Genomic DNA, 18,208 nt, shown 5'->3' with positions numbered 1-18,208 from the left:
CCCTCGATACCGCCCTCGAGCACTCCGAAAGCCTGAGAGTCAGGTTGGACGAAAAACCAAATCAGTTTGGCGAGACCTTTGTACTGCTCCAAGAGCAATCCACCCCATGCCGGGGACGCAGCCACCAGAACTGGACGTTGTATTCGACCTTCTCTCACACTCCCGTCGCCGCTCGCTGCTCTACCTCCTCCTGGAGAACGAGTACGACACCGTCGAGAACCTGGCGACGAAAATCGTCGCGTGGGAACAGGACGGCTCGCTGCGACAGGTCAGCGACGACGACCGTCGGCGGGTTGCGGTTTCGCTCGTTCACGTTCACATGCCCCGACTGGCCGACGAGGACGTCCTCGAGTACGACTCCCGAAACGGTGACGTCGTGGTGGGTCCGGGGTTCGACCGACTCCGACCGTTTCTCGAGGACGCCTACGTGAGCGAACACACCGACGACGTTCCCAGTCGCTCGCTGCTGTCGGCGCTCTACAGCAAGCCACCCGAGGAGCCGTTCGTCCTCGAAGACGCCTGAACCGGCGGACGACTCACGCGGCTTCGTCCTCCGTCTCGAGGGAACGTTTTCTTCCGTGTGCCCGCTCACCCCCGGCGTCGGCCGGCGGTCGGTCGGTCCGTTCCCGCTCTACCGTGCCGGCGCAGTCCGGGCAGTAGTCGTTGACGCCCCACTCGGGGACCGCGACGGTCGAGCCGAACACGACGCGGTGGGTCGCGTAGCGACGGCGCTCGCCGCCGCCAGCGGACCGGTCGCAGACGCTACAGTCGTGACCGGACTCGCGAATCGGTTCCGTCCGGACCTCTCGTCGCGTGCCGATGGTCGTCACCGGGTGCGTCGACGCCTTCGCGGCCTCCCAGCAGACGACGGCGCCGACGAGTGCGAGTCCGAATCCGAGCCACCAGTAGCCGGCCAGTCCCGGGGCGAGGAGCAACGAGAGAAGGATCCACCCCCACAGCGCCGCGAATCCGGCCCAGTCGGCGACTCGTCGAACCCCGCGGTCGGTGCTCCGGGGCCGATCCAACCCGGTCATAGCCGTGACCAGTCAGACGACAGATAAAACTCCGTCGGTTAGTCGGCGATCGCTTCCTCCGGCTCGGCCTCGAGCGTCGGCCGCTGGATCCAGAGATCTCCGAACAAGTCGTCCTGCTCGAGGACCAGCCGACCGCGGTGGGCGAGAAACAGCAGCGCGAGGTATGTCATCACCCGCGAGCCGCCCACCTCGTCGATTTCGGCGTACAGCACCTCCTCGCGGCCCCGCTCGTACTGGCTCTCGAGGGCCGCATCGACGTCGTCGATCACCGCCTCGATGTCCTCCTCGTGGGCGGTGTGGGTGACGTCGTCGGCCGTCGGCTCGTCGTCGACCCGAAGGTCGTCGGCGCTGTGGTAGCTGAGTTCCTGGACTCCGCGGCTGTATCCCTGCGGAGAGTCACTCGTATCGTAGCTCCGAGAGGACTTCCACCAGGTACCCCGTTCCGCATCACGAAGCTCGCGAACCAGTTCGTCCAGCGTTTCGGGCTTGCCGCGGGCCTGTTTCCGCTTGAGACGACGGTCCATCTCGGACTCCAGGCTCGCGACGGGATCGAACCCCTCGTATGCGTCGTCTTCGGGCGGGTCGTCCGCGAACGGCGCCTCCCACGGTGGGATCTCCTCTTCTTCAGGTTCGTCGGGGGCGAACAGCTCGTCGCTTTTCATCCGCAACAGCACGCTCGCGTAGAACAGCGCGCGCCCCGACGTGCGGAGGTCGGCCTCGTCGAGCGCTGAGAGGAACTTGTCAGTGACCGCGACGATGTCGATATCCCACGGATCGATCTCGCCGTCCTTGGCGAGCTGGACCAGCAACTCGACGGGTTCGACCTCCTCCTCGTCGGAGTCCGCCTCCGAGTCGGCGTCGGCGGTGTCGTCGACGAACTCGAGGGTCGATCCCGACTTCTCTGGACGCTCGCGATCCTCGTGACCGGCGATCTGAAGCGGAATGTCGTCCTCGCCGTCGGAGTCGTCGGCCTTGCTGCGCGACTCCTCCCCTCGCGGGTCGCTTCGCTTTCCGCTCGTATTATCGGAGGAGTCCCTCGCCACCTTCGGTTTCTCGGGCCCCTCCCTAGTCATCAGCAGGCACCTCGTGCTCCCCGCTCAGGTCGATTCCGGTCACCGCGCTCACGTTGTCCTGTTGCATCGTCACCCCGATCGCCCGCTCGGAGCGATCGAGCATCGCCGAGCGGTGGGAGACGACGACGAACTGGGCGCGCCCGGCGAGTTCGTCGACCATCTGGCCGACTCGTTCGGCGTTGACGGCGTCGAGGAAGGCGTCGACCTCATCTAACGCGTAGAACGGGGCCGGGTTGTGGCGCTGGATAGCGAAGATGAACGCCAGCGCCGTCAGTGACTTCTCGCCGCCGGACATCGCGTCGAGGCGCTGGATCGGCTTGTTCCCCGGCTGGGCCTTCATCGTCAGCCCGCCCTCGAAGGGGTCCTCCTCGTCCTCCAGGTGAAGCGTTCCCGTCCCCTCCGAGAGCTTCTCGAAGATTTCGGTGAAATGGGCGGCGATCGCGTCGTACGCGTCCATGAACGTCTGCTTCTTCTGGGTTTCGTACTGCTCGATCCGCTCGCGGATGCCGTCGGCCTCCTCGACGAGCGTCGCTTTGCCCTCCTCGAGCGTCTCGAGATCGTCTCTCACCTCGTCGTACTCGTCGATGGCGAGCATGTTCACCGGCTCCATCGTCTCCATGTCCGCCGTGAGAAGCTCGATCATCTCGAGGACGGTGTCGTGATCCGGCACGTCCGCTGGGTCGTAGTCGCCGACGTCGGCCTCGAGGGAGTCGATCTCCCACTCGAGGGCCTCTTTGCGCTCGCGTACGTTCTCGAGTTTGCTCTCGACGGTGTTCACCCGATCCTGTTGCTGGTCGCGAGCCGTCCGTGCCTCCGATAGCTCCTCTTTCAGCGTCGTGCGCTCGGCCTTGAGGTCCGTCAGTTCCTCCTCGAGTTCCGCGACGGCGTCGCGTTTTGCCGCGAGCGTCTCGCGTCTGTCCTCGATCTCCGCCTCGCACTCCGCGATCCGCTCTTCGTACTCCGCCTTGCGGTTCTGGGCGCTCTCGATGTCGTCGTGGAGGTCCTCGATCGCGTCGTCTGCGTACTGCTTCTCGAGGCCGAGTTCGTTGAGCTTCGAGTCGATGTCGTCGATGCGGTCCTCGCGCTCTGCAATCTCGGCTTCGACCTCCTCGATCCGGGCGGTTAGCTCGGGTATCTTCGAGTCGGCGAGTTCGCTCTCCAGTTCGTCGATGTCGGCCTCGATCCCCTCGATCTCTCCCTGCTTGGTTTCGATCTCGCCAGAGATCTCGGTCATCCGTTCGTCGACGGAGTCGCGTTCGTCCTCGAGGTCGTCGATCTCGCCCTCGAGGTCGTCGATCTCGCCCTCGAGGCGCTCCCGGCGCTCCGCGAGCTTTTCGATCTCGGACTCGATCGACCGGACCTCGTCGGCCGCGGCCGTCTGGCGGTCACGGGCGTCGTCGAGTCGCTCCTCGACGCTGCGGAGGTCGCTCCGGACGGACTCCCGGCGGTCCTGGAGGTCCGTGATCTGGGTGGCGACACGTTCGATCTGGCCCTTGCCGCCGGCGGAGAAGGAGTACCGCGAGCCCTTGCGGGAGCCGCCGGTCATCGCACCCGACTTCTCGACCAAGTCGCCGTCGAGGGTGACCATCCGGTAGTCGCCCATGTAGGCGCGGGCGGTTTCGATGTCCTCGACGACTAGCGTATCCCCGAGCACGTACGAGAAGATCCCGGCGTACTGGGAGTCGAAGTCGACCAGGTTGTACGCAAACCCGACCACGCCCGGATCCGACGGCGCCTTCGGCAGGTTCCGCTCGTGCATCTTCGTGATCGGCAGGAACGTCGCCCGGCCGGCATTACGCGATTTGAGGTACTCGATACACTGCTGGCCGATCACGTCGTCGTCGACGACGACGTTCGCCAGCCGGTTACCGGCCGCCGTCTCACAGGCGACGGCGTACTCCCCGGAGACGCCGCCCAGTTGGGCGACCGCGCCGTGGACGCCGTCGATCCCCGAGTTCAGAATCGTCGTCACCGATCGACCGAACGAGGAGTCGCCGCTCTCGCCGGCGTTGGCCTCGAGTTCGGCGTACTCCTGCTGTTTCGCCTGGAGCTCGTCGTCGACCTCCTCGAGCGTCGACTGGAGCTCTCGCTTTTCCGCACGAAGGTCCTCGACGACGCCCGCGATGTTCTCGCGGTTTCGCTCCGCCTTCTCGAGTTCGCGCTCGAGGTCCGCTGTCTCGCTCTCGATCTCTGGCAGTGTCTCGCGGGTCTCCTCGATCTCCGTTTCGGTTTCCGCGATGGCGTTCGAGCGCCGTCGGGCCTCGTCGAGCAGGCGGTCCTGCTCGCGCTGGAGGTCGTTCTTCTCGGTTTTGGCGGCCTCGAGCGCCTCCTTTCGGTCGGCCAGGTCGGCTTTCACCTCGTCGTACTCGGTGTCGACGGCGTCGATCTCCGCCCGTAGCTCCTCGAGGGTTCCCTCGCGCTCGGCGATCTCGGCTTTGATCGAGGCCTTCTCGAGTTTGTGCTCGCGCATCTCGTCGGTGAGCTCCTCGACGCGCTCCTGTTTGCGGTCGATCTGGACGAACGCTTCCCGCCGGGCCGACTCGGCTTCCTCGATCTGTTCTTCGCTCGACTCGATGCGGTCCTCGAGCCGGGAGACGTCGCCCTTGAGCTCCTCGATCTCGCGTTTGATCCGGAGCTGTTCGTCCTCGCCCTTGTGCTCGATTTCGGCGTTCAGGTCCTCGAGATCCTCCTGCAGTCGGACGACCGCCCCCTGGCGTTCGTCGAGGGTGCGCTGGAGCTCCGCGAGTTCGCCCTCGAGCGTCTCGATTCGATCGGTGACCGTCGCCAGCTCGTCGCGTTTCTCCTCGAGCTCGCTGGCCTTGCGGTAGCCCTCGTACTCCTCCTTTTCGTCGCGGAGTCGACGGTACCGGAGGGCGGCCCGTCGCTCGTCTTCGAGCTGGGCGAGGCGGGTTCGCTTCTCTTCGATCCGGAGCTCGGCCTCGTCGATCCGCTCGGAGACGACCTCGAGTTCCTCGAAGGCGTCTTCCTTCTTGGCGTCGAACTCCGCGACGCCCGCGATCTCGTCGATGATCCCCCGCCGGTTGTACGGCGTCATATTGATGATCTCGGTGACGTCGCCCTGCATGACGACGTTGTAGCCTTCGGGGGTGACGCCTGCCTGGGCGAGCAAGTCCTGAATGTCAGAGAGGTTCGTCGCCCGGTCGTTGAGATAGTAGTAGGAGTAGTAGTTGTCCTCGGTCTCCTTTACTCGCCGGCGGATCCGGATCTCCTCGCAGTCGCCGACGTCGTCGCTGCCCGCGGCGTTGACAACCTGGGAGCGCTCGAGGGTGCCGTCAGTGTTGTCGAGGACGACCTCGACGATCGCTTCCCGGGGGCCGCCCGAGGCGCTCCCGTCCTCGTGGCCGGGGTTGTAGATGAGGTCGGTCAGCTTCTCGGCGCGGATGCCGCGGGTTCGTGCGAGGCCGAGCGCGAAGAGCACGGCGTCGATGATGTTCGACTTCCCCGAGCCGTTCGGTCCGGTGACGACGGTGAAGTCCTCGTAGAACGGAATCTTCGTCTTGCGGCCGAAGCTCTTGAAGTTGTCCAGAACGAGCGCCTTGATATGCATCTGTGAGTGGAAACCTCCGTACCCGACGCGAGTCGCGCGTGTTACGCTACGATAATGTCGTCGACACCTGAGTCTTCTGGTTCGCCCTCAACCTGCTCGTCGACGGTCGCTGCGGCCTCCTCGACCTCGTCCGGATCGGCGTCGACCTCCTCGTCCGTCGGCTGCGCGTCGCCACGGCGTTCCGGGACGCGAGTGGGCGAGTCGGTATCGAGTTCGGCCTCGAGAACGCGAATCCGCTCCTTGGCTTCGACGAGTTCCTCCGTCAGCCCCTGCACCGTCGACTGCAGTTCCGCAACGGTCGCCTCGAGTTCCTCGACGCGGTTTTTCGACATACCTGCAACAGACCGTGTCTCGGCACTTAAACGTACGTCAGACACCCATCACGTTTCTGTCATTGGACGATCGCGCAGAGAGTCGGTCAGCGTCACCGAGTTCGCATACCAACGCACGGGCTTTTAGGCGAGTGTCTGGAACGACTTCTCGATGGAGTCTGCAGAACGAATCCGCGTTCCACCGATCACCCACGACGACGTTCTCACGGTCGACGACGACTCGTTTACCGAGGACCGGTGCTGTATCGTCACCGGCGGTGGGTCGGGGATCGGACGGGCGATTGCACTCGCTGCGGGAGCCAACGGACTCACCGTCGTTGCGACGGACGTCGACGAGGAGGGGCTCTCGGAGACGGTCGAACGCGGCCGGACACTCGGCATCGAGGGTCGAATCGAGACGGTGACCGCAGATCTCACCGTCGACGAGGATCTCGAGCGGATCGTCGACGACGCGGCCGACCACGGTGAGATCACGTACCTCGCGAACGTCGCCGGCCTCCAGCACATCGACAGCATCGAGGAGTTTCCGATGGAGATCTACGATCGGGTCCACGACGTCATGCTCCGCGCACCGCTGTACCTCTCGAAGCTGTGTCTTCCCCACTTCAGGAACACCGGGGACGGACGCGGCTGCGTCGGCAACATGGCCTCCGTTCACGGCCACTACGTCACCGCCGAGAAGGTCGCCTACAACGTCTCGAAGTTCGGGCTCCGCGGGCTCACCCAGTCCATCGCGGCCGAGGGAGGTGGAGACATCCGATCGTTCTCCGTGAGTACGGGCTACGTGAAGACGCCGCTCGTAACCGAACAGATCCCGGAGACGGCCGAGAGTCGCGGGCTCAGCGTCGACGAGGTGATCTCTGACGTGATGCTCGGCCAGGCCCGAAACACGGAGATGATGGATCCGATCGACGTGGCGAACCTCTTCGTGTTCGGCTTTTCGAAGCACGCCCGCCACCTCAACGGCGGCGACCTGCTGTTCGACGGCGGGATGACGCTGACTTACGAGTGACCGCCGCCCTCCGGCCACCGGCGGACCGGTCGTCCAGGGTGCCGTGCCCCCGTCCCACAGCCCAATAGAGAAGAGTAATGAATCCACTCGAGTAACCCCGACGCACTGATGTGGCCATGGGAGCACGCGATCATGGGGTATCTCGTCTACTCGCTGTTCAGCCACCTCGTCTATCGGGAGTCGCCGGGCGGCCTCGAGGCGTTCGTGGTCGTCTTCGCCTCGGTGCTGCCGGATCTCATCGACAAGCCGCTCTCCTGGCACTTCGCCCTGTTCGAGGGCGGCTACGGCATCGGCCACTCGATCTTCGTCGCGATCCCGCTCTCGATCGTCATCGGCGCCTACGCCCGATCCGTCGACCGTCCGCGAGCGGGGCTTGCGTTCGCGCTGGGCTACCTGCTCCACCTGCCGGCGGACGTCCTCGATAGCTTCGTCAGGGGGAGGCGAGTCCAGCCCGAACTCATGCTCTGGCCGGTCGAGACCGTCGACGTCAGTCACCACACGCACGATCCGGACTTCTTCGAGCAGGTCTCACACTTCCTCGCAATATACCGGACTGAACTCCTCGCCGGCGAACTGTCGCGATACCTGTGGTTTCAGATCCTGATCGCGGTCGGCGCCGTCGGCCTCTGGCTGTACGACGGCGCACCCGTTCTTCGGGAGTGTCTCGAGTTCCTGTACGGGTTGCTCGAGTCGAGCGACGAGTGACCGCTGTCTCGCGTAATCGCCCCGTGTAGTTACCCTCCGTGTAGCCGCCGCCTTCGCCGGACGCACTCCGTTATTCTTTACCGCCCCCGGGCCGAAGCGACCCCCAATGACCGCCCAAACCGTCCAGCAGGGCGACCTCGTCACCGTCATCGGCCTCGAGGTCCACGTCCAGCTGGAAACCGAGACGAAGATCTTCTGTGGCTGCCCCACCGAGCCGACCGACGAACCCAACGAACACGTCTGTCCGGTCTGTCTGGGCCTTCCGGGCGCGCTGCCCGTGCTCAACGAGGCAGCCGTCGAATCGGCTGTGAAGATCGGGAAGGCGATCGACGCCGACATCCCCGAGGAGACCCGCTTCCACCGGAAGAACTACTACTACCCCGATCTGCCGAAGAACTTCCAGATCACCCAGTACGACCAGCCGATCTGCCAGCGCGGCGAACTCGAGATTTCCGTCGAAGGAAACCGCCGGACGGTGACGATCGAGCGCGCTCACCTGGAGGAGGACCCCGGCAGCCTCCAGCACGTCGGCGGCGGCGGCATCGACAGCGCCGAGTACACTCTGGTCAACTACAACCGCGCGGGCGTTCCGCTGATGGAAATCGTCACGGCCCCCGACTTCCGCTCGCCCTCGGAGGTGCGGGCGTTCCTGGCCGAACTCGAGGAGGTCCTCGAGTACCTCGGCGTCTTCGACGCCGGCCGCGACGGCAGCCTGCGGATCGACGCGAACCTCTCGATCATCCCCGCCGAGGAGGCCGACGACGACGGCTCGATCGGCCTCGAGGTGCTCGAGGCCGCGAACCGGACCGAGGTAAAGAACATCTCGAGTCACAAGGGTGCGGAGAAGGCGCTGGCCTACGAGGAAACCCGCCAGAAGAACGCCATCCGCCGGGGCCGTGCGGTCGAACAGGAGACGCGCCACTGGGACGAGTCCCGCGGCATCACGGTCTCGATGCGCTCGAAGGAAGAAGAGAAGGACTACCGCTACTTCGCGGAGGCCGACCTCCCGCCGCTGCGGGTCGCCGGTTGGAAGGAGGAGATCGCGATTCCGGAACTGCCGACGGCCCGCCGCGAGCGGTTCCGCGCGGAGTACGACTTGAGTGAGGAAGCGGCCTCGAAGCTCACCTCCACGAAGCAGGTCGCGGACTTCTACGAGGAGGTCGCCCTCGAGTACGATCCCGACCTCGCCGCCACGTGGGTCGCCGACGAACTGCTCGGCGAACTCAACTACCGCGAGATGGCGATCACGGACCTCGAGGGCCGACTCGAGGAGGTCCATCGACTCGTCGAACTCGTCGCAGACGAGGAGATCACCGCGAAGAACGCGAAGGAGGTCGTGCTGCGTGGAATGCTCGACGACGGCGACGAGCCGGACGCCATCGTCGAGCGAGAGGGGCTCGGCAAGACCGGCGAAGACGAGGTCCAGCAGGCCGTACTCGAAGCGATCGAGGAGAACCCCGACGCAGTCGCGGACTACGAGGCCGGCGACGACGGTGCGATCAACTTTCTGGTCGGACAGGTGATGCAAAAGACCGGCGGGAGCGCCGATCCCGGCGACGTCAACGGGTTACTGAGAGCGGAGCTCGAATAGGAGACGCCTCAGTCGTGGACAGGGCGGGCGACGATGGTGCCTCGGCTCGAGACCCGGACCGAGACGCCATCGTGCGCGAAGGTCACGTCGACCGCTTTCTTTCGCGGCGAACTGATGAGATCGCCGAGCGCGCTCGGATCGATGGTTCGGTACAGCGGTGGAATCTCCGTCGGCTCGCGGCCGGTGATCGCGGCGATGATTTCGACGACTGCGACGACGACCGAATCGGGCCCACGGTCGCCGTCGAACGCGGCGTGATACGTCTCGGAGGTGGCGTCGTATCCGACGTACTCCGACTCGAACGCCGGTGGTGGATCAGCGGGCATCTCTGGTGAACTCGCACACATCGATACGTGCTACACTTTCGCTATTGGTAAGCCGTTGCACTGACCAGTCAGCGTGCGGCCTCGCCGGACTTCTCGAACAGGTGCTGGAAGACGACTCGCTCCGCCTTGCGGAGGTGCTGGTTGAACGTCTGGCGGGTCACGTCGAAGTGGTCGGCGAGTTCGCCGCCGGTGCTCGTCCGCGGCGACTCGAAGTAACCACCGTAGTAGGCCGTCTCGAGCGCGGCGAACTGCCGGTCAGTAAGCGCCTCCTCGACCACGTGCTGGAGGATACGCGGCGAGTAGACCAGTTCCTGGCTCAGTAGTTCGACCTCGGAATGGAAGTGACGGACGCCCTCGAGGACCGCTCGCTGTTCGACGTCGCCGGGGACTTCGCCGAGAAACCGGACTTCCTCGGCGCCGATAATCACGGCGCGAGCGCGACCGCCGAACGACTGGAACACCTCGGAGACCGTCGTCGGTTCCGCGTGGGCTTCGACTCGAGTGCGTCCGTCACTGGTGCTGAGCAAACGCACGTTAAAATAGTGGGGAACCTCCGCTACCGCGGTGACGAACTCGCTCGCCGAAAGGTCCTTGGTCGACATGTACTGAACCGTCCGCCCCTCCGGAAGGGTGACGATAGATGCGACGTCGATTCGGATCTCGCCGCCCGACGAATCCCGCAGCGAGGGCGGGACTGCCAACCGGTCGGCGCGGAGTTCGAGCAGGCGGACGTGATCGCTGGTCAGTTTCTCCTCGCGCCGCTTCAGGCTCGTTGCGTCTTCGAATCCGACGACGACGAGGTCAACCTCACCGTCATCGTCGAACACGGGCGCCGAGTTACTCGAGAGCCACCGCTCGGTTCCGTCCGGGAGCGCGATCCAGTGTTCGAACCCGAAGACGGGTGCGTTCGTCTCCAGAACGCGGGCGACGGGGTTCTCCTCGATGGGGACCGGCGTCCCGTCGTCGTAGTAGAGGTTCCAGTCGGGATGATCGAACGTGCGCTCCGTGATCTCCTCGCGCGTGAGACCGAGCGTCTCGACCGCACGCTCGTTCGCGAACCGCATCTCCCCTGAGGAATCGACGACGACTATACCGATGGGGCTGACCTCGAGAACGCGGTTGACGAGGGTGCCCGTCAGCGATTGGATCGATCGCTCGTCCTCACGAACCCTCCGCGGTCGCCACCAGACGCGGTCGTCGTCGCCGAACTGTTTCGTTTCGAGACGGCCCTGGGCGGCGAGATCGGAGAGAACGTCGTCGATCGGTTCAGCGTCGGCTCCGAGGGCCTCTTCGACTTCCGCCGCGCGAAGCGGTTCGCACGGGTTTTCGAGGCGGCCGAAGACGCCGAGTACCTCGTCCGCACCGATCGAGGTCGGCTGCCGCATGTGTGGACTAACGGCCGGAGGGTGGATAGCCGTTTCTTCAGGCTGGCCTGACCGATGATAGGACACCGGTCTCTGGGCAGACAGTCCCTCGAAGTAGGAGTTTCGTCGAGCGTCAGCGCAGAGCGGATGTGCCGTAACCGGGCGTCACGGTCGAGCAGCGGGACGGCGAACGCGCCAGGGGGTACGACGGCGGACACTAGACCGGAGCATGGAAATCATTCAACACAGTTCGAATGGTAATGGCTAACAGTGAGGGAGAGAGATGAGCTTTATCGTCGACATTCGGCTCTCGAGCCCCGATCTGATGCTCGCGCGGACGCTCCAGAGCCTCCCGTCGGTCGACGTCGAAACGACGTACCACGCGGCTACGACGCCGTCTACGCCCTACCTGTTCTACGTCCTCCGGGGCGACGGCCTCGAGGCGGTGGAAGCCGCGCTCGACGACGATCCGTCCGTCGTCGACGCGACAGTGGTCGAGCGTCTCGAGGATGGGTACGTCTTTCGCGTCTCGCTGTCGGACGAGCCGCTGCTCGTCGTGCCGCGACTGATCGACGCCGGCGGCGCGTTCTTCCACGGCCGAGCCAGCGAGGACGGCTGGCTGATCAGGGCGTGGTTGCCCGACCGGGAGGCGCTCGCGTCGTTCAAATCGTACTGCGAGGAACACGATGTCGCGTTCGATCTTCGACAACTCTACCAGTCGGCGCCGACGGCCGACGGGGCCGGGTACGGTCTGACGGCGGCCCAGCGGGAGGCGCTCGTGACGGCCTACGAACACGGCTACTTCGAAGAGCCCCGCCGGACGTCGCTGAACGAACTCGGTGACGTTCTGGGCGTTTCCGCGACCGCCGCCGGGGGTCGTATTCGACGGGGGATGGCAACGGTTCTCGAGATGACCGTCCTGGCCGGTCCGGAGGGGACTTAAAATCACAGCTATCCAAGACGCGAATTCTCCCGCGTCCGCGACTACTTGGTCGTATGAACGACGATCGACACCTGAACGAAAACCGTCCCGATAACGGAGCGCCGTCCCGTTCTCGCGACGAGTACGGCGTGTTCGCCGTCAGTCCGGGCGAGACGCCGACCGAAGCGGTCGTCCACGCCGTCGCATCGACCAGCAACACGGATCCGCTCGAACTCCCGCCGCTGTACGAGGTGCTCGAGCCGGAAGGCCTCGACGCGCTCGTTCGGTCGAAGACCGGCGATCCGACCACGGCGGAGGGGGGCGTAACCGTCACCTTCCGGTACGCCGGGTATCGTATCGCCGTCGACGAGATCGGACTGATCCGCCTCCGAGGGGACCGATGATCGACGACGGGGACGAACGGCCGCTCCCGCCCGAGGCGCCGTTCGAGGACGCCCTCGAGTCGCTGCTCGCGAAGGCCTCGGCGGACGGCGTCGACGTCACCGGCGCCTGGGACGTCGAGACGACCGACGGTGCGTACACGGTCGAAGTCTGGCCCCTCGATCGGTAGAGTCAGGGCCGCCTCGACCGCCGCTCAGTCGCTCATCGCCTCGGTGTCGCTGTCGCCGTCGTCTTCGGCTGGTGACCGGTCCGTGCCCGCATCGCTCGAGTCGTCGATGACGCCCTCCTTCCAGGTGCCGCGGGCGAACCAGGCGACGGCGACGACGAAGGAGAGGCCCATGCCGGCGGCGAACGCCCACCAGATCCCGGAGACGCCCCAGTCGAGAGCCGTCACCGTGATCCCGACGACCGGAATCGTCACACTCCAGGCGAACGCCAGCACGAGCGCCACGGGGATCCGGAAGATCCACCGCGAGAGAAAGGAGAGGACCATCGCTTCGCGGGTGTTGCCGGCGCCGCGGAACGCCCCCTGGATCACCATGACGCCGGCGAACAGCGCCCAGAAGGGGGCGATTATCCGCAGGAAGACGACGCCCTCTGCGATCACGGCCGTGTCGTCGACGAAGATCCCCATCGCCTGGGCGGGAAACGCGAGCACCAGTCCGGCGGCGACGAAAATGAGCGCCATAGTGCCGGCGGTTGCCGTCTTGGCGACCGACGTTGCTCGATCGGGGGTCCGCGCACCGAGGTTCTGGCCGACGCCGGTCGCCGTCGCCTGGCCGACCGCGCCGGAGACCGACCAGGTGACCGACATCAGTCGAACCCCGATCCCGTAGGCTGCGGTGGGTGCGGCCCCGAAGCGGGCGACGAAGCCTGCCATCGCAACCGCGGCGAAACTGCGCGCCCAGCCGTCGATCGTGGCGGGGTAGCCGATGTCGACGAGCTGCTTCTGGATCGAGATATCGGGGGTCAGGTCGCCGATCCGCAGGCGGACGCCGAACCCGCCTGCAAGCAAGATGTAGATCCCCGCCGCCGTCGCGAACCCGCGAGAGATGAACGTCGCGACGGCCGCTCCCTGGGTGCCCATCTCCGGAAACGGTCCCCAGCCGAGGATGAAGAAGGGGTCGAGCACGACGTTGAGTCCGGCCGAAAGCACCATCAGCCACATCGCCGTCTTCGTGTCGCCGGCGCCCTGGAGCGAAGCGCGAAAGGCGAAGAAGAGGAAGGTGAACGGCAGCGCGAGAAAGATGATCTCGATGTAGGCCATCGCCTCGACGTACACCTGACCGCGGGCGCCGATCAGGGTGAGCAGCGGTGCACGAAAGACGAGACCGACGGCGGCAAGGACGCTCGAGACCACGAGCGTGAGCAGGATGGTCTGGGCAACCACCCGGTCGGCCATCCGGTCGTCGTCGGCGCCGACGTACTGGGAGACGAGGGCGATCGTCGCCGCCGTGATCCCCATCGCCGTCGAGACGAACATCCACGAGAGCGGAAACATGAGCGAGACGGCCGCGACGGCGTCCGAACTGACGCGCCCCACCCAGAACATGTCCGCGAGGTTGTAGAACGTCTGCAACAGATTGCCGAGCACGAGCGGCCACGCCAGGTGTAACAGCTTCGTCGGGATGGCGCCCGTCGTCATATCGATCCGCTTTCGCTCGGTGTCGGCCACTCCCTGCAACTCACACGGGTGAGGGAAAAGCACTCCTCCTCCCGTTCGCGGTTGCCGGCTTCCGACTCGAGTCGCTTCGATCGCAGTAACCGGCTAACTCGTACGGCACCTGAACATTGATGGGGCCGTGCCGACAGGTCGGACCATGTCATCGCCACTCGAGGCAGAGACGAAACGGACGATCGACGACCTCCTTCGCGAGCGGATGCTTGAGGACACGATTCCGGGGCTGAGCCTCGTCGTCGTCGACGGTTCGACCGAGTCAGGGATCGCCTACGCCGCCGGTTACGGCTCGCGCGACCTCGAGTCGAACGAACCCGCGACCCCCGAAACCGTCTACGGCATCGGTTCGGTTTCGAAATCGTTCGCCGCCCTCGCGGTGATGCAACTGGCTGACGCGGGCGAACTCGCCCTCGAGGAGTCGGTTACCGAGTATCTCGCGGCCGACGTTCCCGAGGAGATCACGCTCCACCACCTGCTGACCCACACCTCCGGCTACCCCTCGCTCGCGACCAGCGAGGCGCTGATCGCCCGGCAGATGGGCGCCGGCGAGGCCGGGGTTCCCCTGGGGAGTCGGGCGGACTTCTACGCCCACGTCGAGGGTGCCCGCGAGGAGATCGCGGCCGACCCCGGCGAGCGGTGGGCCTACTGCAACTCCGGCTACACCATGCTCGGCGACGTCGTCGAAGCCGTTTCGGGCTCCGCCTTCGCGGAGTACGTCGAGCGCGAGATCCTGACCCCACTCGGAATGAGTCGGTCCACGTACGACGAGGAGACCCTCGAGAGCTTCGAGGATCGGATGACGCCGTACACCCTCGAGGACGGCGAGCCGGCAGAATCCACTCTGCCGGTTCGCGAGCGAAGCGCCGCCGCCGGCGGCCTGCTCGCCCCCGTTGCCGACCTGGCGAACTACGTCCAGTTTCACCTCCAGGGCGGCGAGTTCGGCGGTCAGCGGCTGGTGAGCCGGGAGGCGCTCGAGGCCCAGTACGGGGCCTACGCCGACACTCCCGCAGGACCGTACGGCTACGGCTGGCGCACCCGCGACGTCGCCGGTCACGAACTGATCGGCCACGGCGGCTCGATCGCGGTCTCGACCGCGTACGTGGGGTTCAGCCTCGAGCACGACCTGGGAGTCGCGCTGCTCGCGAACAGTTCGCCGGGGTACGGGCTGGCGGAGCTCGGGACGGGCGTCTTCGCCGCTCTCGTCGGTGAAGACCCCCACGAGCTTCCGTTCTTCGAGCGAAAGCGGCGGTTCGACGAACTCGCCGGCGAGTACGAGTCCTACCGCGGGATCAAAGAGGCCGAAGTCGAGACCGAGGGCGGCACCCTCCGGCTCCGGATCGGCGGCCCCATCGGCGAGGGGTCGTGGACGACGCTGATTCCCGAAGACGTCGCGGCGGGTGAGTTCTACGCGCTGACAGCCGCGGGGAACCGCCAGCCGGTTCGCTTCGAGCGCGACGGCGACGACCGCAGTCTGTACATCGACCGCTGGCGGCTCCACCAGCGCTGACTCGAGGCAGGGCTCGAGTCACGTCTTCGGTATCGAGCCCCGCATCCGGTTCTCCTGTACGCGCTACGCGAGCGCCCGCGTATCGCACGCACACCCGCGCTGCCGGTCGATTTCGGGCGAAAGGGTTATCCGGGACTCGGTCGTAGCGCATCTCGATGATCCATACGCGCGTACCGTGGGGTGAACTGCCGTGGAGCTGATTATCACCGAAAAGGACAACGCTGCGCGGCGAATCGCCGACATTCTCAGCGGCGGCTCGATGGAGTCGAGCCGGGAGAACGGCGTCAACGTCTACGAGTGGGGCGGCAAACGCTGCGTCGGGCTGTCGGGCCACGTCGTCGGCGTCGACTTCCCGCCCGAATACTCCGACTGGCGGGACGTCGAACCCGTCGAACTGATCGACGCCGAGATCGAGAAGACCGCGACGAAAGAGAACATCGTCGCCACCCTCCGACTCCTCTCTCGGAAGGCCGAGGTCGCCACAATCGCGACCGACTACGATCGGGAGGGCGAACTCATCGGGAAGGAGGCCTACGAGATCGTCCGCGAGGCGAACGAGGACGTTCCCATTCGACGGGTTCGGTTCTCCTCGATCACCGAAAACGAGGTCCAGAACGCGTTCAACGAACCCGACGATCTCGACTTCGATCTGGCCGCTGCGGGCGAGGCTCGCCAGATCATCGACCTGATCTGGGGCGCCGCGCTCACCCGATTTCTCTCCCTCTCTGCGGGCCAACTCGGCAACGACTTCATCTCCGTCGGCCGGGTCCAGTCGCCCACCCTCAAGCTGATCGTGGATCGCGAGCGCGAGATACAGGCGTTCGACCCCGAGGACTACTGGGAGCTGTTTGCTGACCTCCAGAACGCCAACGCTGACGCCTTCGAGTCGCAGTACTTCTACCGCGACGAGGACGACAACGAGGCCGAGCGCGTCTGGGAGGAGGCCGTCGCCGAAGAGGTCTTCGAGACGCTCTCGAGCGCCGACGAGGCCACGGTCGTCGACGTCAACCGACGCACGCGAACGGACAAGCCGCCCACGCCCTTTAACACCACGCAGTTCATCCGGGCCGCGAGCGCGCTCGGCTACTCCGCAAAGCGGGCGATGTCGATCGCCGAGGACCTCTACACCGCGGGCTACATCACCTACCCCCGCACCGACAACACCGTCTACCCGGACGACTTAGAGCCCGACGAACTGCTCGAGGAATTCGTCGGCCACCCCGTCTTAGGCGAGAGCGCCGAGTCGCTACTCGAGGCCGACGAGATCACGCCGACGGAGGGCGACGAGGAGACGACCGACCACCCGCCGATCCACCCGACCGGCGAAATCCCAACGCGCGGGGGCGACGTCGACGACGACGAGTGGGAGGTGTACGAACTCGTCGTCCGGCGCTACTACGCAACGGTCGCCGAGCCGGCCGTCTGGGAGCACCTCAAGGTGGTTTCGGAGGTCGAGGACTGCCGACTGAAGGCCAACGGCAAGCGCCTCGTCGAGGCGGGCTACCACGACGTCTACCCGTACTTCAACACCAGCGAGAACTACGTTCCCGACGTCGCGGAGGGCGAAGCCCTCGAGATCACCGACGCCGAACTCGAGGCGAAACAGACCCAGCCGCCGCGCCGCTACGGCCAGTCGCGGCTCATCGAAACCATGGAGGATCTGGGGATCGGGACGAAGTCGACCCGCCATAACACCCTCGAGAAACTGTACGACCGCGGCTACATCGAGAGCGATCCGCCGCGGCCCACGCAACTGGCGATGGCGGTCGTGGATGCCGCGGAGAGCTACGCCGACCGCGTCGTGAGCGAGGGGATGACCGCCCAGCTCGAGGCCGACATGGACGCCATCGCGGCCGGCGAGACGGGCCTCGAGGACGTCACCGACGAGTCCCGCGAGATGCTCGCGAAGATCTTCGCCGAGCTGGCCGATTCGCGCGAGGAGATCGGCGATCACCTCCGCAAGTCGCTCAAGGACGACAAGCGCCTGGGTCCGTGTCCGGAGTGCGGCGAGGACCTGCTGGTCCGGCGCAGCCGGTACGGCTCGTACTTCGTCGGCTGCGACGGCTACCCCGACTGCGAGAACACCATCCCGCTGCCGTCGACGGGGAAACCGTTCATCTTAGAGGAAACCTGCGAGGACCACGAACTCCACGAGGTGAAGATGCTCGCCGGCCGCCAGACGTTCGTCCATGGCTGTCCGCTCTGCAAGGCCGAGGAGGCCGGCGAGGGGCCGATCCTGGGCGAGTGTCCCGACTGCGGTGAGGAAGACGGGGGGGAACTCGCCGTCAAAACCCTCCAGAGCGGCTCCCGGCTCGTGGGCTGTATGCGCTACCCCGACTGCGAGTACTCGCTGCCGCTGCCCCGTCGCGGGGAGATCGAGGTCACCGAAGAGCGCTGTGAGGAACACGACCTCCCTGAACTCCTGATCCACAGCGGCGACGAGCCCTGGGAGCTGGGCTGTCCGATCTGCAACTACCGGGAGTTCCAGGCCCGCGAAGCGGAGAGCGGTTCGGAGCTCGAAAGTCTCGAGGGGATCGGCGCCAAGACCGCGGAGAAACTGGCCGCCGCAGGGATCGACAGCGTCGACGATCTCTCGAACGCGGATCCGGACGCGCTCGCGGACGACGTCGAGGGCGTGAGTGCGGACCGGGTGCGCGGCTGGCAGGCAAAGGCCTGAGCGCTCCAGTCCCGTTG

16 protein-coding genes are annotated in these 18,208 nt (G+C 65.8%); 9 read left to right on the top strand and 7 right to left on the bottom strand.

The genetic code is table 11. The features are described from left to right. The first annotated feature begins 106 nt into the window (after positions 1–106). On the top strand, positions 107–523 hold the full coding sequence (locus AC6I6S_RS13945) for a DUF7344 domain-containing protein (protein ID WP_497950933.1): 417 nt from the start codon (positions 107–109) through the stop codon (positions 521–523). A 13-nt stretch (positions 524–536) separates the two neighbouring features. On the opposite strand, the gene AC6I6S_RS13940 is transcribed toward AC6I6S_RS13945, so the two are convergent. The 4 genes from AC6I6S_RS13940 to AC6I6S_RS13925 are packed head-to-tail and all read right to left on the bottom strand — an operon-like array spanning position 537 to position 6,007. Then, positions 537–1,034 carry a DUF8108 domain-containing protein gene (locus AC6I6S_RS13940; protein WP_497950932.1) on the bottom strand — a complete coding sequence of 166 codons (498 nt, stop codon included), beginning with the start codon at positions 1,032–1,034 and terminating at the stop codon, positions 537–539. 38 nt (positions 1,035–1,072) lie between these two features. Further along, the gene (locus AC6I6S_RS13935; protein ID WP_497950930.1) at positions 1,073–2,107 is read right to left on the bottom strand and encodes a segregation/condensation protein A; all 1,035 of its coding nucleotides are present in this window, start codon (positions 2,105–2,107) and stop codon (positions 1,073–1,075) included. After that, a complete protein-coding gene (gene smc / locus AC6I6S_RS13930; RefSeq protein WP_497950929.1) occupies positions 2,100–5,675 on the bottom strand; it encodes a chromosome segregation protein SMC in 3,576 nt (1,191 codons plus the stop codon). The genes AC6I6S_RS13935 and smc overlap by 8 nt, the downstream gene beginning before the upstream one ends. Positions 5,676–5,716: 41 nt before the next feature. After that, positions 5,717–6,007, bottom strand: a complete 291-nt coding sequence (locus tag AC6I6S_RS13925; RefSeq protein WP_497950928.1) for a DUF7518 family protein — start codon at positions 6,005–6,007, stop codon at positions 5,717–5,719. Positions 6,008–6,158: 151 nt separating this feature from the next. Here AC6I6S_RS13925 and AC6I6S_RS13920 point away from each other — a divergent pair, with 151 nt between their 5' ends. From AC6I6S_RS13920 to gatB, 3 genes are all read left to right on the top strand, one after another. Continuing rightward, complete coding sequence (locus AC6I6S_RS13920; RefSeq protein ID WP_497950927.1) at positions 6,159–7,019, top strand: SDR family oxidoreductase; 861 nt, start codon at positions 6,159–6,161, stop codon at positions 7,017–7,019. Positions 7,020–7,127: 108 nt separating this feature from the next. Then, positions 7,128–7,724 (top strand): metal-dependent hydrolase, encoded by a 597-nt coding sequence (locus AC6I6S_RS13915; RefSeq protein ID WP_497950925.1) that lies wholly within the window; start codon positions 7,128–7,130, stop codon positions 7,722–7,724. 106 nt (positions 7,725–7,830) lie between these two features. Then, on the top strand, positions 7,831–9,315 hold the full coding sequence (gene gatB, locus AC6I6S_RS13910) for an Asp-tRNA(Asn)/Glu-tRNA(Gln) amidotransferase subunit GatB (RefSeq protein WP_497950924.1): 1,485 nt from the start codon (positions 7,831–7,833) through the stop codon (positions 9,313–9,315). Between the two features lie 8 nt (positions 9,316–9,323). Here gatB and AC6I6S_RS13905 read toward each other — a convergent pair whose 3' ends face one another. Beyond that, positions 9,324–9,641, bottom strand: a complete 318-nt coding sequence (locus AC6I6S_RS13905) for a HalOD1 output domain-containing protein (RefSeq protein ID WP_497950923.1) — start codon at positions 9,639–9,641, stop codon at positions 9,324–9,326. 68 nt (positions 9,642–9,709) lie between these two features. Then, positions 9,710–11,026, bottom strand: a complete 1,317-nt coding sequence (locus AC6I6S_RS13900; protein ID WP_497950922.1) for a helix-turn-helix domain-containing protein — start codon at positions 11,024–11,026, stop codon at positions 9,710–9,712. Positions 11,027–11,288: 262 nt separating this feature from the next. On the opposite strand from AC6I6S_RS13900, the gene AC6I6S_RS13895 reads away from it, so the two are divergent. From AC6I6S_RS13895 to AC6I6S_RS13885, 3 genes are read left to right on the top strand one after another with little or no spacing between them, the layout of a single operon-like run. Further along, positions 11,289–11,948, top strand: coding sequence for a helix-turn-helix domain-containing protein (locus AC6I6S_RS13895; RefSeq protein WP_497950920.1), 660 nt, complete (start codon positions 11,289–11,291; stop codon positions 11,946–11,948). Between the two features lie 53 nt (positions 11,949–12,001). Further along, on the top strand, positions 12,002–12,331 hold the full coding sequence (locus AC6I6S_RS13890; protein ID WP_497950919.1) for a HalOD1 output domain-containing protein: 330 nt from the start codon (positions 12,002–12,004) through the stop codon (positions 12,329–12,331). Continuing rightward, positions 12,328–12,498, top strand: coding sequence for a hypothetical protein (locus tag AC6I6S_RS13885; protein ID WP_497950917.1), 171 nt, complete (start codon positions 12,328–12,330; stop codon positions 12,496–12,498). The genes AC6I6S_RS13890 and AC6I6S_RS13885 overlap by 4 nt, the downstream gene beginning before the upstream one ends. A 24-nt stretch (positions 12,499–12,522) precedes the next feature. Here AC6I6S_RS13885 and AC6I6S_RS13880 read toward each other — a convergent pair whose 3' ends face one another. Then, on the bottom strand, positions 12,523–13,974 hold the full coding sequence (locus AC6I6S_RS13880) for an MATE family efflux transporter (RefSeq protein ID WP_497951485.1): 1,452 nt from the start codon (positions 13,972–13,974) through the stop codon (positions 12,523–12,525). A 175-nt stretch (positions 13,975–14,149) separates the two neighbouring features. Between AC6I6S_RS13880 and AC6I6S_RS13875 the strand changes: the two genes are divergently transcribed. Then, positions 14,150–15,514, top strand: coding sequence for a serine hydrolase (locus AC6I6S_RS13875; RefSeq protein ID WP_497950916.1), 1,365 nt, complete (start codon positions 14,150–14,152; stop codon positions 15,512–15,514). 190 nt (positions 15,515–15,704) lie between these two features. Next, positions 15,705–18,191, top strand: a complete 2,487-nt coding sequence (locus AC6I6S_RS13870; protein ID WP_497950915.1) for a DNA topoisomerase I — start codon at positions 15,705–15,707, stop codon at positions 18,189–18,191. The last annotated feature ends 17 nt before the right edge of the window (positions 18,192–18,208 follow it).

This window comes from Natrononativus sp. DTA114 (genome assembly GCF_059736515.1).
The sequence above is the reverse complement of the archived record's forward strand: the minus strand, read 5'-3'. Positions and strand labels throughout refer to the sequence as shown.